Below are 13,794 nucleotides of genomic sequence, written 5' to 3' on the forward strand. Positions count from 1 at the left end.
GGTTCGGTGTCCTTGCTGTGAGCGGGAGTTGGGGTAATGCGCGATCAGGCGGGGACGGCGGTTTGCCGGGCCCCTCTGCCTCGGGGGACGACCAGCGGGGTGCCGGTCTCCGGGTCGGGGATCACCCGGCATTCGACGTCGAACACGGACTTGACGAGCTCCGCGTCGAGTACCTCGGCCGGTGCTCCGGCCGCGGCCAACTGCCCGTCCTTGAGGACCACGAGGTGGTCGGCGTACCGGGCAGCCTGTCCAAGGTCGTGCAGCACCATCACCACGGTGCGCCCGGCCTCGGCGTGCAGCTCGGCGACCAGGTCGAGTACGTCGAGCTGGTGCCGGAGATCGAGGAAGGTGGTGGGCTCGTCGAGCAGCAGCAGGTCGGTGTCCTGAGCGAGGGCCAGGGCGATCCACGCGCGCTGCCGCTGCCCGCCGGAGAGCTGGTCCACCGGCTGATCGCGCAGCTGCGTGGTACCGGTGCGACGCAGGGCTTCCTCGACGGCCGCCTGGTCGGTGGCCGACCAGGCGCTGAGCAGCCGCTGGTGGGGGTAGCGGCCGAGACGGACCAGCGCCTCGACGGAGATGGCGTCGGGCGTGACGGGCTGCTGCGGCAGCAGTCCCATCCGGCGGGCGAGGGAGCGGGCCGTCATCCGGTGGATGTCAGCGCCGTCGAGCGCGACGGTGCCTTCCGACGGGGCCAGCAGCCGGGTGAGGCCGCGCAACAGGGTCGACTTCCCGCAGGCGTTGGGGCCGACGATGGCGGTGACGGCGCCGCCGGGCAGCACCAGGTCGAGGCCGCCGACCACGAGCCGGTCGCCGTAGCGCAGGTCGAGTCCGTGGGTGGACAGCTGGTTCAGCTGCTGGGCGGTCATCCGAGACTCCTGTTGACGGGGCGGCTCTGACGGATCATCAGCACCAGTAGCCAGGGGGCGCCGAGCGTGGCGGTGACCACCCCGACCGGCAGTCCGCTCACCGGGAGCAGGTGCTGCACCACCAGGTCGGAGGCGAGTAGCAGTACGGCACCGGCCAGCCCGGTGAGCGCCAGGGTCCCGGCCGTCGGCGGCCCCGCGAGGAAGCGCACGACGTGGGGCACGGCGAGCGCCACGAAGGCGACAGGGCCGGTCAGCGCGGCGGCCAGCGAGGCCAGCGCGATGGCGGTCACGAGGAGTTGGAGCCGGGCAGCGGACGGGATCAGGCCCAGTGCGCCCGCGGAGTCATCGCCCAGGTCCAGCACGGCCAGCCGCCGGTGCAGGGCGAAGGCGCAGGCCAGGGCCAGAGCCACCGCACCGCCCGCGGCCCAGACCTCGATCCAGGTCCGTCCGTACAGCGAGCCGGTGGTCCACTGCAGCGCGGAGTTGGCCAGCTCGGCGGGGAAGCGCACCACCATGAGGTTCACGGCGGCGGCCAGCCCGGCCTGTACGGCGAGACCCACGAGCACCAGTCGGGTGACGGCGAGTCCGGAGCGCCAGGCGAAGACCCCGAGCAGCAGTGCGGCGAGCATGCCGCCGCCCAGCGCGGCCACCGGGATGAGGGACGCGGAGACACCGGTGGCCAGCAGCACCACCGCGCCGAAGGAGGCGCCGCCGGTCACGCCCATGACATCCGGGGAGGCGAGCGGGTTGCGGAACAGTCGCTGCAGCATGGAACCCGCCACGGCGAGACCGGCTCCGGCGATGAGAGCGGCGACCATCCGCGGCGCACGGAACTCCTGCACGACCAGCACGTCGGCGGGGTCGCCGAACCCGAACAGCCCGCGCAGCGCGACGGACGGCGCCATCGGCATCTGGCCGGTGGTCACGGAGACGGTGACGAGCACGAAGAGCACGATCAGGGCGCAGCCGCCGAGCAGCAGGATGCGGCGCAGCTGCCTGGTCCGCGCACTGGCGGGCGACACCGATTCGGCGGCCTTCACGGTCCGTACGGTGTCGGTCATCGGGCCACCTTCCGGGCCAGGACCGCCAGCAGCGGTGCGCCGAGGAAGGCGCTGACGATGCCGACCTCCAGCTCGGACGGGCGTACGACGAGCCGGCCGAGGACGTCGGCGGCGAGCAACAGCAGCGGTCCCGCCACCAGGCAGCCGGGCACCAGCAGACGATGGTCGGAGCCGAGGACGAGGCGGACCAGGTGCGGTGCGGCCAGGCCGATGAACGCGACGGGTCCCGCCACGGCGACCGCCGAACCCGCGAGCAGCACCACCGAGAGACCGCCGAGCAGCCGGATCCGCGCCACCGGCACGCCCAGCGCCTGGGCCGAATCGTCGCCCAGGGACAGGGCGTTGAGCGCGGGAGTAATGGCGAGCGCGAGAACCAGACCGATGACGAGCGTCGGCAGCACCGGCCAGAGCACGTCGAGGGTGCGTCCGGCCAGCGAACCGGCCAGCCAGAAGCGGGCCTCGTCCAGCGTCCGTTTGCTGGCGAGCATGACGGCCGAGGTCCAGGACATGAGAACGAGCTGGAGCACGGTGCCGCCGAGCGCGAGCCGTACCGGGTCCAGGTCACCGGAGCGCCGGGCGAGTGCCTGGGCGAACAGCGCCGCGGCCGCTGCTCCTGCGAACGCGAACCACAAGTATTCGACGGGGCGGGTGAGATGGAGCGCATAGATCGCGACGACTACGGCGAAGCCCGCGCCCGCGTTGATGCCGAGAGTGGTCGGCGAGGCGAGCGGATTGCGGGTGATGCCCTGGGCGACGGCCCCGGCGACTCCGAGCGCGGCGCCGACCGCCAGACCGACGACGGTACGCGGCAGCCGGAGGCCGGTGACCACGATGGCGTCCCTGCCGTGCCCGTCGCTGAAGAGGGCGTCGACCACGGTGGACAGCGGCACCGATCGGGCACCCAGGGCAAGGCTCAGAGCGGCACACAGCGTCAACGCGCCGAGACCGGCGAGGAGTAGGGGGATCCGCCGTGCGGATGGGCCACTTGGGAGGGTGACCGGCTCGTTTTTGGACACGATCGACAAGCTTAGGTTAGCTATACCTAAGCTTGTCAACCTGGCGCCGCGCCGCGGGATGCGCTTGATTGCAGACCTGATCCACATAGGTAAGGTGAGCCTTGCCTTCCCGTACCCCTGTCCGATGTGGTTAAGGAGTGTCGATGACTCTGGCCCCGGCTTTTCCGGTGGTCGGACCCGCCGTGAGCGCCTCCGCTCTGCTCGCCGCGACCTACCGGCGCCTCTTCGTGCACTGCGAGTCGCTGCACATAGAGGTGGCCGCCCCCGGATCGGGGGTGGCCCAAGGCTGGGTCGACGGCGCGGAGCTGGCGGACTGTGCAGAACCGCTCGACGCCTTCATCGACGCCGAGGCCGCGCGCATCCTGGATCGTTACGAGCACACCGCCCGTCCGGACGTCGCCGCATCCCGCGCGCTGCACAACTACCTCTGGTCCATCTGCCTGCTGATGAGCGGCGCCTGGTATCTGGAGCGGCGCGTGCCGCGGATTCGCCCGCGGGACGTACGGATCGACCTGGTGACCGGAGCGTTCGAGGTCGTCCCCGGCAGCTTCGCCTGCCTGCCCGACGACCCGGCGGCCCGGCTCCCCGGGGTGCGGGTGCTGGAGCACGAGGAGGCGCTGCGCGCCGAGCTGCGCGCCGTGGTCGCCGACCACGTACGGTCGCTGCTGGCCGCGATCGGCCCGCAACTGCGGCGCGGACCCCGGGCGTTGTGGGGCATGGTCGGCGACGACCTGATCTCCGGCATCTGGTACCTCGGCCGCACGCTCGGGCAGGAGGAACAGGCGATGCGGTCAGCCGGGGAGCTGCTGCCCGGCCCCATCCCGCCGTTCCCCGGCGGCGCCGACTTCCGGCAGCTGGCGGGCCGCGACGGACAGTCGTACCCGACCCGTACCCGACTCGGCTGCTGCCTCTACTACACGATCCGGCCTGCCGAGGCGTGCATCACCTGCCCGCGGACCTGCGACGCCGAGCGGCTGCGCCGGCTGGAGGGCGACACGCCCGCATAGCCGTCGGCTCATTGTCGCAGGTGTCGTCGCCGGTCAACCGTGACCCGCGTTCAGCCATCCTCCGCGAGGAATTGGACCAGTCGGCCTCCGTACATGGGGAACGGCTCCGGATCATTCACGTCTACAGCCGATCAGAGGCCGGTGACGCCAAACTCCGTGGACGCCTGACCAAGGACCTCGTCCGCAGTCTGGCCGCGCAGTATTTCTCTCGTAGGCCCCGCCCCCCGGCCCGGCGCTTCGGGGCAGCGCGACCTCGCCCAGAGGGCGGACGGCCGGCCTCAAGATCAGGCGGCATATGCATAGTTGGTGATTCTGAAAAGAGATCCCCGAAGCGCGTTCGAATTCACTGTTTCTTCACGGGTGTTAATGCGGGGCCTTCGGTGGAGCTGTCCGTTCTCACAGGGGAGACAGGTGTTGAGAGAGGGGTAATGCAACCCTCGATTAACTGACGTGTAGTGCCCGGGAATCGTCGCACCGCTCCACTCCTTCGCATCGCAACTCATGTGACCACGACAGGAGTGCCCATGCCCTTCATTCCCAGGGCGTCATGGCCGGCGGATCACCGTGACGAGGTCGTTGCGGGGGTACTTGTCGCGGCGGTGGTCGTTGTCCTTGGATACGCCTCCGGCATCGGCGCTCCTGGGGCCGGCGCCGTGAACAGTGCTTCACCGCCGACTACTTACCCGTCGGCGCCGCCGTCCGCCTCGCCGCCCGCCGCAGGCGCCTCCGAGGCGGATACCCCCGAAACAGATGTGCCCGGCACTGGTAGTGGGTGGCAAGGCGGGGGCGCAGCTGGGATGTTTCCGGTGACGGATGTGCCCGGCGGGGGATCCGCGCACGATCACGGTTCTGAACCTGGGGGCCACGCGGGCCATCCGACTGGTCCCGGCGCGCCGGCGTCGCCCAGTCCCTCGCCGTCCGAGTCGCAGGCGTGCCAGGACGGCGAGGTGCACCTCGTGCAGCCCTTGCTCAACGGTGTCGTCGGGCCCGTGAAGGGGTTGCTGAACAGCCTCCTTGTCCCCGGCACTCCCTCGCGCTCGCCCTCGCCTTCATCCGCAGCGGCGGCCTCGGCTCCGCCCGCGTGCACCGGCCTCATGTCCGGTGTCGTGTCCCCTGTTGTGCCGAGCGCCGGCGCGGAGGCGACGCCATGACAGTCCGCCGAGCGAGCGCCGTCCTTCTCGCCCTCATCGCTGTGCTGCTGTGCGCGCCCGAGGCCTCCGCCCACACCGAACTCACCTCCTCCAACCCCAAGGACGGCGCCCGGCTCGACCACGCCCCGAGCGCCGTGCAGCTCACCTTCAGTGAGCCCGTCGATCCGGCGGAAGTGCGGGTGACGGCAGGTGGCAAGAAGCTGGCAGTCACCCGGCCCGATGCCCGCCGCCCTCAAGCCGTCGCAGTCGCCGTCCCGGATTCCGTTGGCGCCGCGGGCAAGGGGCTGACCCTGGTGTGGCGGGTGGCCGACGAGCACGACGGCCACGCCACCGCAGGAAAGGTCTCCTTCCAGATACGCGCCGCTGCCCCCGCGGATCGTGGCGGCGAGGATGCTGTCCCGACGCCCTCCTCCGCACTGCGGGACTCCGTCACCGCCGCACGCTGGGTCGAATACCTCGCCCTCGCGCTGTTCGTCGGCAGCCTCGGATTCCTTACCTTGCTATGGCCGCAGGGCAGCGAGGTCCGCCGGGCCCGCACCGTCCTCACCCTGGCCTGGGTGTGCGGGCTCGCCACAACGGTGGCCGGCACCGGGCTGCAGGGCGCGTACGCCGCCATGGGATCGCTCGGTGACGCCCTCGAGCCGGCGACATACGCCGACGCGCTGGCCGGCGAGGCCGGGATCGCAAGGGCCGCGCGGGCACTGCTCTGGCTGCTGGCCGCCGTCGTACTGGCCGCCGTGCTGCAGGGCGGCGAGCGGACCGCACGCTCGCCCGGCTGGCGGGTGGGCGCGGCCGTCGTCTGCCTGGGCCTGCTGCGCACGGTCGGTATGTCCGGGCACGCAACAGAGGGCAACCACCCCGGCTGGGGTGCGGTCGCCGATCTGGTGCACCTGTTGGGCATATCGCTGTGGATCGGCGGTCTCGTAGTGCTGCTGGTCGGCGTACTGCCGCGGCGCCGGCCGGACGAGCTGGCCGAGGTCGTACACCGCTACTCCACGCTCGCAGGGGTGTCGGTGGCGGCCGTCGCGGCAGCCGGAGTCGTGCTGTCCTGGCAGGTCCTCGGGTCCTTCGGGGCGCTGTTCGACACCTCGTACGGGCGGCTGCTGCTGGTCAAGGTCGCGCTGCTGGCCACCGTGCTGCTCGTCGCGCAGCGCAGCCGGAGCTGGGTGCGCACCCGGCTCGACATCGCCGTACTGCTGCGGGGCGACAGCGCCACCGTACGGCCCTTCGTCTACTCGGTTGCTGCGGAGACGGGCCTCGTCCTGGCCGTCCTCGGCGCGGCGAGTCTGCTCGTCACGACCGCCCCCGGTCGCTGACAGTCCCAACTGTCCCCCCTTACAAGGAGTGCTCATCATGCAGGATGAAGAAACCCGGCGCCGCAGAGCGCCATCCCGGCGGGGCAATCGCGCGCTACTGATCGGTGGACTGGCCGCCGCGGTCACCGCCGTGGCATGTCTGGCGCTGCTCCAGTCGGCAAGTGGGGCCCCGGCGGGAGACACCGCCGCCCCCGCCGCGGCACATGAGGCACACCCCGCGGCCGCGTCGGACAAGGCAGCCGATCACACCATCGTGATCAAGAACATGGCCTATGCACAACCGAAGTTGACGGTCTCCGTCGGCGAGACCGTGAAGTGGGTCAACGAGGACTCCGCGCCGCACACGGTCACGACCACCAGCGGCCCGGAGGAGTTCGACTCCGGCAACCTGGAGAAGGGCGAGAGCTGGTCATTCACCTTCACCAAGCCCGGCACGTACTCGTACTACTGTGCCGTGCACCCGGACATGAAGGCGCAGATCACCGTCGTAGACGACAACTCCGGCGGCAGTTCGGGCGGATCGGGCACAGGTGGCTCCGGATCCGGGGGTTCGACCTCCGGCGGCGGGTCGACCGGCGGAAGCAGTACGGGCGGTTCATCTGGTGGCCACACCGGTGGTACGTCGGGCGGCTCCCACTCCGGCGGCGCGAACTCGGGAGGTGCGACGGGTGGCGGTGGCTCGACGGGTGGCGGCGGTGGTTCCGACGAGCAGTGCCACAGCGTCCAGCAGGTCCTGCTGCCGATCCTTCAACACCTCAAGTCCGCTCATCTGGAGGAGTCGCCGGGCGAGCAGATCCAGGACGCGCTGAAGCTCGACAGCTACATCAGGATGCACACGGTCTGGCTCGAATCGATCCTCACGCCCGCGGTCGACGGCGGCGGCGCCACCGCCGACGGGACGCTGAGCGTGCTGCTGCAGCACGTCAAGTCCGCCCACCTGGAGGAGTCGCCCGGCCAGCAGATCCAGGACATCCTCAACCCCGACGCGTACGTGAAGACGCACACCGTATGGGCCGAGCACCTGCTCGGTCCCACCGAGAAGTACCTCACGGAGTCCTGCTGAGGGTCACCGACCCCCGCTGAGGACCGCCGGGTCCTGCCGAGGACCACGTAGGTACGACGAGTGGCGGGCCGGCCGAGTCACAGTCGGCCGGCCCGCCACCCCCGCCATTGTCCCTCCGCCGCCTACAGAGGTGCCCGGATGACGACCGAAACCCTGCCCCTGCCCCCAGTTCCGCAGTCCGCCGACGGCCCGCGCCGGCTTCCCCGCCCCGGCACCTACACCGCCGAGACCGATCGCTGCATCGTCGAACTCACCGCCTGCTACGGCCCGTTCGTCACCATGCGCCGCCGCCTCACCGCATCCGACGCCACCCTGACCGTGCCCGCCGACGCCGACGGCTGCGCCCTACGCCTGGAGCTCACCGGCGGACCGCTGCGGCGCTCCGTACTCGTCTTCGAAAGCGACCACTGCGAACCGGCCGACGACGGGTCCCGACTCGTCTGCCCCGGCCGGCTGACACTGCGGGACAAGCCCCTCCCCACCGACCTCCCGCTGCGCGTCGTCGAGTGCATCGCCGAGCGGCTGCTGGTCACCGGCTCCACACAGGTGCCCTACCGCCTCCTGCGCGCCGCCACTGGTTTCGCGCTGCCTCGTACCCGTCCCGCAGACCGGCTGCGTCTGCTCGTCGCCGCGGAGTTCACGTGACCGCCACCCCCACGACCACCATCCTGCTGCGCGCCCTTGCGGCCGGCATGCTCCTGGTGGCGACGGCCCTCATCGGCCTCCCGTCCACCGCAGCCCACGCCGCAGGCCAGTACCAAGTCCGCATGTCCGGCTACGCGTTTACCCCGCGCGCCCTCACCATCACCGCTGGGTCCACCGTCACCTGGACCAACCAGGACACCGCACCGCACGACGTCAAGTCCACGTCCGGTCCGCACTCGCTCCACTCCCCGATGCTCGACAAGGGAGGCAGCTGGAGCCACACCTTCACCAGCCCTGGCACGTACCGCTACCTCTGCACGGTCCACCCCGACATGACGGGACAGCTCATCGTGAAGGCGGCCGCTGCTCCGAGCCCGTCGGCCGCCCCGTCGCACACGCACGAGCACGAGCCCACCGCGCGGCACCAGCACGCCGAGAGGTCCGCCGCCGCACCGCCCGCCACACCCCGCAGCAGCACCCGTCCGCCCTCGCCGTCCGCAGCCTCCCCGACGCCCTCCGCCGCCTCATCCGCACCCGCCCAGGCGCAGGCCGCCACCGACACCCAGCCCGCCGCCACCGCCGCCCCCCTACAGCCCCTGCTGCTCCTCACTGGAGCCGTCGCCGGAGTCGCGGTGCTGTGCCTGCTCCTGGTGGGCTCCCGCTCGGCCGCCGCACGCCGGACGGAAGGGAGCGAAGACGTGTGAGCCACCTGGTGGTCGTTGCCATTCGGGGGGTGAAGTAGGCACCCTCTGCGTGCGCCGGGATGACCCGAACACAGCGCCGCCGGAAATGCTGCTCTCCTCGCCCGTCCAGTCGTCCGCTGACGTTGCCACCAGCGTTGCCGTCAAAGACCGGGCGCCAACGAAGGGTGGCGCGGTACGACCGGGCGCGCGAGGCCCTCAAGAAGCCGAGGGCGGGGACTCCCCGGCAGGATTGTTCCTGCCATGTGATCCAACTCCAGGCTTGCGTATGGCAGTCAAGGGGAATAACCCTTGCTTCTCAGGGGGAACAAGGGGGGCCTGCTCATGACTGCGGGGGATCCACAAAGCCGTATTCCGGCATATCCGGGCGTCGAGCGCTTCATCGACGCGTTCGACAAACTGGTCGTACAGCCGCGGCGCAGCCGCAGCAGAGTGCCGGTCGTCCTGCTCAGTGAGCCGGGCGGCGGCAATGCGGGACGCCAGATCGTCACGGGGCTCCGCTCACGGATGCGCGGCCGCAGCGAGGTCCTCGCCCCGCACGCGTACATCCCACAGATCCCGGACGGGACCGACCCGCCGCCGCTCGAGCTCTTCGAGCATCTGACGCTTCAGCTCGCCGAGACCATGCCGCCCGGCACTGGTGAACTACGGCTGCACAGCTACCGGTTGCTGCGCTCCGTCGTCACCGCGCCCGCCATCGAAGGACTCATGGAGCGCCGCCACGCCGAGCTGCGCAACCACTGCTACGCGGAGCACCGCAACTGGTCCCGTACCGCCCAGACCCTGTGGTGGCTCGGCGGCCGCGACCAGGCCAGCGGCGGCACGCTGCTCGAGCTGCTGTGGAACTTCATCGCAGGCCCGCTCTTCCAGCGGCTGCCGCGCGCCTTCTACGGCTGGCGCGCCAACCGCCGCATGCTCGGACGGGCCCGCAGCCGCAGCTGGTACGCGGAGTGGGTGCGCCGTCAGCACGGCAGCCCGCCCACCGACTTCTTCCGCTCCGCGCTCGACCTCGTACACGGCGAGCCCGCCAATGAGCCGGAGCGCATGGACCGAGTGCTCATGCACGCTCTGCTCGCCGATCTCGACCAGGCGTGCCGGGCCCGTCTCTTCAACCCCTGGCGGCGACGCCGCACCTCCCGCTTCGTGCTTCTCTTCGACGAGGCAGGGCCCGCCGACTCGCGCGTCCAGCGCTTCCTGCGTGAACTCCGCTCCGCCATGGAGGACTTGCGCTGTACCTCGGTGTTCGCAGTGGCAGGCGGCGTCCGCTCGCTGGCCTCGCGCATCCCCGACATCGAAGCATCGGGCCTCGCCCTCGCCGGCGCCGAGCTGATCAACATCGAGCGGCGCGGGATGGAGCCGGGCCAGCCGACCGGCATCGTCGTGCCGGTGGCCGAGGGACCCGAGGACGACCAGGCGGCGGTCTACTGGCTCGGCCGCTGGCCTACGCTGGTGACGCCGTCGCCGCGCTGGGGTCCGGGCGCCGAGGTGGCCGGAGTGCTCGGCATCGGAACGCTCACGCTCGCACTCGCCGCCGGCCTCGTCCTCGTACCGGACATCATGAGCCGCGAAAAGGACGACCCCTGCCAGGGCTCCACCTTCCTGGGCACCGACGGGCAGTGCGTCGGCGTCGCCGAAGGCGCGGCCGGCTTCGGCAAGGAGCCCAGGGAGCAGGCCGTACGGGCCGTGCTCCAGCAGATCGAGCGGCAGAACGAGGAGGTCGACAAGGAGCTCGCGGGCCGGCCCGGCGACGACCCGCGCCCCGGTCGCCGCACCATCGTCTACTTCGGCCCCCTCACCGGCGGCAAGTACGCCGAAGACCCGGTGCGCGGCGGCACGTTGGCGGAGCTGCGCGGCATCGCGCTGGCACAGCAGCACATCAACGCCCAGGCGCTGCGTTCCGGCGAGCGCGTCCCGCTGCGGGTGCTCGCCGCCAACGCGGGTGACCGCTTCAAGGACGCACCCGCCGTCGCCGACCGGATCGCGGAGCTCGCCGCGAGCGATCCGTCCATCGCGGGCGTCGTCGGTTTCGGGCAGAGCCGCCGCAATACGTACGACGCGATACGCACCCTCGACAAGGCCGGCATCCCGATGGTCGGCACCTCGGGCACCGCCGATGAACTCCTTCGCCAGGGCGAGCACTACTACCAGACGGCCCCCACCGATGCGCGGGCCGCCGAGCTGATGGCAGCGTTCGCTTCGAGCGCCGGGATGACCACGGGCGGCCAGAAGGCGCGCCGGGTGAGTCTCGTCGCCGACGCCACCGACGCCTACAGCAACAGCCTTGCCGCGTCCTTCCGTGCCTCGTACGGGCCGGGGCGCACCGACGTACTCCTCTACACCCCCACCGACGCACCAGAACCGGGACCCGTGCCGGGTGCGCTCGGCGGGCGGCCCGTGCCGACCGTGGAGGACCTGGCCCGCGAGGTCTGCCGTGCCGTGAGTGAGGAGCCGCGGACGGCGGTGGTGTGGTCGGCGCGGGCAAGCCAGTTCCAGCTGTTCCTGGCCGAGATCGCCCGTATCTCCGGCGACTGCCCAAAGATCAGCGTCCTCGGTGGCGACGACGTCACCAACACGCTGACGGAAGAGCGGCGCCCCTGGGACGACTTCAAGGGCCTCACCCTCTTCTACGTCTCGCACGGCTACGCCCCCACGCTGGCGGCACGGAGCCCGGAGGCCGCGGCCTTCCTCGCCGCGTACGACCGTGCGTACGGCGGCGACCACAGCGCCAGGACGAAAGCCATGCGCGAGGACGGCCATGTCGCGCTCGCCTGGGACGCGTTGCGCTATCTCGCCGAAGGCATCGACCAGGCCTGGCGCACCACCGGCGGCCATGACGACCGCCTCGACCGCGGGCTGCTGCAAGGCGTGCTCTACCAGGGCCTGGGCGGCGGGGGCTTCGACGGCGCCACCGGCCGTATCGACGCGCACGGCGCGGCGGGCGGGGGACGGCTGACGGAGGACAAGCTGCTTGCGGTCCTGCGGGGCAGCAGCCACGAGCCGGCGACCGCGCTGCTGTGCGGCACGGTGGCGCGCGGCGATGAACGCACCAAGTGGGGGCCGAAGGGCGAGGAGCACCCGTGTCCGTAACCGCGTCGGCTTACGCGCAAACGCGCGAGCTTGGCTCGAGGGGAGAGACACAATGCCGGTCCCGGCCGCCGTATGGCGGGCGTCTCGCTCACAGGTCGCCGAACAGCCGCCCTGCGTTGCGCAGCGCGTGGGTCGCGACGCGCTTGCCGAGGGCAAGGCCCGCCTTGTCGGCGAAGCGGGTGTGGATCCCCGAGAAGACTCGGGCATCCTCGTTCTCCTTCGACAGACTGCTCCAGGCCGTGTATGTGCGTGTCACTCCGGGTGCTGTGGGGCTCGTCAGCTCGAACGGGGCCGTGCGAGGTCCGGTCAGCGCCGAGAGAACGGCCTCCGCAGCACCCGAGTAGGTGTTGTGGCCGCTGGGGTAGTCCGGGTGGGCAGGCGTGGCGTGCAGCGGCGTCCACGCGGTGTCCGGGTCGATCGTGCCGGTGCGGATGGCCGTGACCGGGCGCCAGCTCTGATACGTGTACTTGCTGTCGGACGTGGCGATCTGCGTGTCCACCAGTGCCACGTGGAACAGCGCCACCAGCCCCGCCCGTTCGGCGAGGGACTGCGGCGACCGCGACAGGGCGACCCGCAACGGCTCGGTGTACAGCGTCAGCGAGGAACCGAACCAGAAGTCGGCGGTCTCAGTCTGGTGCGTTGTGCGTACGGCGCTGTTCACGGCACCGTACGCACGCACCTCCGTCAGATCGGCACGATAGCGCGCGGAGTCGAGGGCGGGAGGGGCGGGCAGCCGGTACTGGTCGGCACTGTCCAGCAGGAACGGCCTGGCCAGCCGGTTGCCGTACTGCGCGGCCGGAGCGTAGGCGGGCGGAGTCGGCTGCCACACGCCCGGGGCCGCCGGCGGCACGGTGAACGGCGCGTTCACCGAAGCCGGGTCGAGGCCATCGCCGTCACGTGATGCGAGCACCAGCCGGGCCTGGCGGGCGCCGACCGCTACGCCCCGCGATTCGGCAGGTCCGTCCGGGATGCGGTCGAGCGTCGTGCGCAGCGCGGCGTCCAGCGCCTCAGCGCGAGACGGAACGAGCACTACGAGGGAGTCGTGCACCGCAGATGCGAGGGCCGCGTCCTGGAAGTCCTGCCGGTCGACGGCCGGCGGCACCTTCCGCACGGCCCGCGCCGCCGCGAGCCAGCTGATGGCCCAGGTCCGGCTGTTGGTGATCTGAGTCGCGGCGCCGCCCGCCGCTACGGTCGCGGCCGTCGTGTCGTACCAGCCGAGCGCCACGGAAGCGGGCGCCTGCCTCTCCTCCGCCGCGGCAGCCGCCGCTGACGGGACGGTGACGGAGCCGGCCAGGAGGGCGACCGAGCCCAGCGCCACCAGGGCGGTGCGGGCGTGATGGACGATGCGGCGGGTTCTGAGCGGATTCACGCGTACTCCTTCGCGGGGGCTCTCTGATGAGTGCTGAGGGCACGCACACGCACGCACCACAAGAAGGACCGCCCGACGGGGCGGCGGTACGTGCGGATGGCTGCGGCATGCGGCATGCGGCGCCGGTCAGCTACACAGCGCGGCGGCGACACGCATCATGTCGACGGCACGCCGCCGGGTGAACCGCGAGGAGATCCACATGCCGGTGAAGCTATCCACGCACCGATCCCCGGTCAACAGGAGGCAGTTGGCAGACCCACATCTGCAACGACAGCTTCGCATCGCCGCCATGCGACCGTCACGGGACCATCTCCGGTTCACCGATGAATGCCGGTGCTGTGCGTCCCAGCGGCGTACGGTTCCGCCGTACCCGCCGCCTGCGAGCCATGTTGCTGTCGGGAGCGACGGCGGTGACGGTGGCCGGCAGCGGACTGGCCAACTTTCGGAGAGTCGCCATCCGATGCGGATGCCCGGGCCCAAGCTGGGCATGCCCGACTGGAACGTCCGTCGGC

Annotated in this window: 10 protein-coding genes; 6 read left to right on the forward strand and 4 right to left on the reverse strand. The window is 71.3% G+C overall.

The genetic code is table 11. The features are described from left to right. Positions 1–44 precede the first annotated feature (44 nt). Genes QFZ67_RS03560 through QFZ67_RS03570 form a run of 3 tightly spaced genes read right to left on the reverse strand, consistent with a single transcriptional unit; the run spans position 45 to position 2,943 of the window. Positions 45–866, reverse strand: a complete 822-nt coding sequence (locus QFZ67_RS03560; protein WP_307659611.1) for an ABC transporter ATP-binding protein — start codon at positions 864–866, stop codon at positions 45–47. Beyond that, the gene (locus tag QFZ67_RS03565; RefSeq protein ID WP_307659612.1) at positions 863–1,927 is read right to left on the reverse strand and encodes an iron chelate uptake ABC transporter family permease subunit; all 1,065 of its coding nucleotides are present in this window, start codon (positions 1,925–1,927) and stop codon (positions 863–865) included. The genes QFZ67_RS03560 and QFZ67_RS03565 overlap by 4 nt, the downstream gene beginning before the upstream one ends. Further along, positions 1,924–2,943, reverse strand: coding sequence for an iron ABC transporter permease (locus tag QFZ67_RS03570; protein ID WP_307659613.1), 1,020 nt, complete (start codon positions 2,941–2,943; stop codon positions 1,924–1,926). The genes QFZ67_RS03565 and QFZ67_RS03570 overlap by 4 nt, the downstream gene beginning before the upstream one ends. Before the next feature lie 143 nt (positions 2,944–3,086). Between QFZ67_RS03570 and QFZ67_RS03575 the strand changes: the two genes are divergently transcribed. From QFZ67_RS03575 to QFZ67_RS03600, 6 genes are all read left to right on the forward strand, one after another. After that, positions 3,087–3,950: a (2Fe-2S)-binding protein gene (locus QFZ67_RS03575; RefSeq protein WP_307659614.1), complete on the forward strand. Its 864-nt coding sequence runs from the start codon at positions 3,087–3,089 to the stop codon at positions 3,948–3,950. A 1,147-nt stretch (positions 3,951–5,097) separates the two neighbouring features. Beyond that, on the forward strand, positions 5,098–6,417 hold the full coding sequence (locus QFZ67_RS03580) for a CopD family protein (protein WP_307659615.1): 1,320 nt from the start codon (positions 5,098–5,100) through the stop codon (positions 6,415–6,417). Positions 6,418–6,454: 37 nt separating this feature from the next. Next, complete coding sequence (locus QFZ67_RS03585) at positions 6,455–7,480, forward strand: cupredoxin family copper-binding protein (protein WP_307659616.1); 1,026 nt, start codon at positions 6,455–6,457, stop codon at positions 7,478–7,480. A 138-nt stretch (positions 7,481–7,618) separates the two neighbouring features. Further along, a complete protein-coding gene (locus QFZ67_RS03590) occupies positions 7,619–8,125 on the forward strand; it encodes a hypothetical protein (RefSeq protein WP_307659617.1) in 507 nt (168 codons plus the stop codon). Continuing rightward, positions 8,122–8,829 carry a cupredoxin family copper-binding protein gene (locus QFZ67_RS03595; protein ID WP_307659618.1) on the forward strand — a complete coding sequence of 236 codons (708 nt, stop codon included), beginning with the start codon at positions 8,122–8,124 and terminating at the stop codon, positions 8,827–8,829. The genes QFZ67_RS03590 and QFZ67_RS03595 overlap by 4 nt, the downstream gene beginning before the upstream one ends. Positions 8,830–9,150: 321 nt before the next feature. Next, entirely contained in the window at positions 9,151–11,913 is a 2,763-nt protein-coding gene (locus QFZ67_RS03600; RefSeq protein ID WP_307659619.1) for an ABC transporter substrate-binding protein, read from the forward strand. Between the two features lie 88 nt (positions 11,914–12,001). Here QFZ67_RS03600 and QFZ67_RS03605 read toward each other — a convergent pair whose 3' ends face one another. Beyond that, positions 12,002–13,282 carry a vanadium-dependent haloperoxidase gene (locus tag QFZ67_RS03605; RefSeq protein WP_307659620.1) on the reverse strand — a complete coding sequence of 427 codons (1,281 nt, stop codon included), beginning with the start codon at positions 13,280–13,282 and terminating at the stop codon, positions 12,002–12,004. Positions 13,283–13,794 lie beyond the last annotated feature (512 nt).

Origin of the sequence: Streptomyces sp. V1I1 (assembly GCF_030817355.1) — a bacterium.
Lineage (GTDB): Bacteria > Actinomycetota > Actinomycetes > Streptomycetales > Streptomycetaceae > Streptomyces.

What these genes read in the sequence shown, in the direction of transcription:
- QFZ67_RS03575 (WP_307659614.1), top strand. Translation starts at nt 3,087, where the DNA reads ATGACTCTGGCCCCGGCTTTTCCGGTGGTCGGACCCGCCGTGAGCGCC.
- QFZ67_RS03590 (WP_307659617.1), top strand. Translation starts at nt 7,619, where the DNA reads ATGACGACCGAAACCCTGCCCCTGCCCCCAGTTCCGCAGTCCGCCGAC.
- QFZ67_RS03565 (WP_307659612.1), bottom strand. Translation starts at nt 1,927, where the DNA reads ATGACCGACACCGTACGGACCGTGAAGGCCGCCGAATCGGTGTCGCCC.
- QFZ67_RS03580 (WP_307659615.1), top strand. Translation starts at nt 5,098, where the DNA reads ATGACAGTCCGCCGAGCGAGCGCCGTCCTTCTCGCCCTCATCGCTGTG.
- QFZ67_RS03560 (WP_307659611.1), bottom strand. Translation starts at nt 866, where the DNA reads ATGACCGCCCAGCAGCTGAACCAGCTGTCCACCCACGGACTCGACCTG.
- QFZ67_RS03585 (WP_307659616.1), top strand. Translation starts at nt 6,455, where the DNA reads ATGCAGGATGAAGAAACCCGGCGCCGCAGAGCGCCATCCCGGCGGGGC.
- QFZ67_RS03600 (WP_307659619.1), top strand. Translation starts at nt 9,151, where the DNA reads ATGACTGCGGGGGATCCACAAAGCCGTATTCCGGCATATCCGGGCGTC.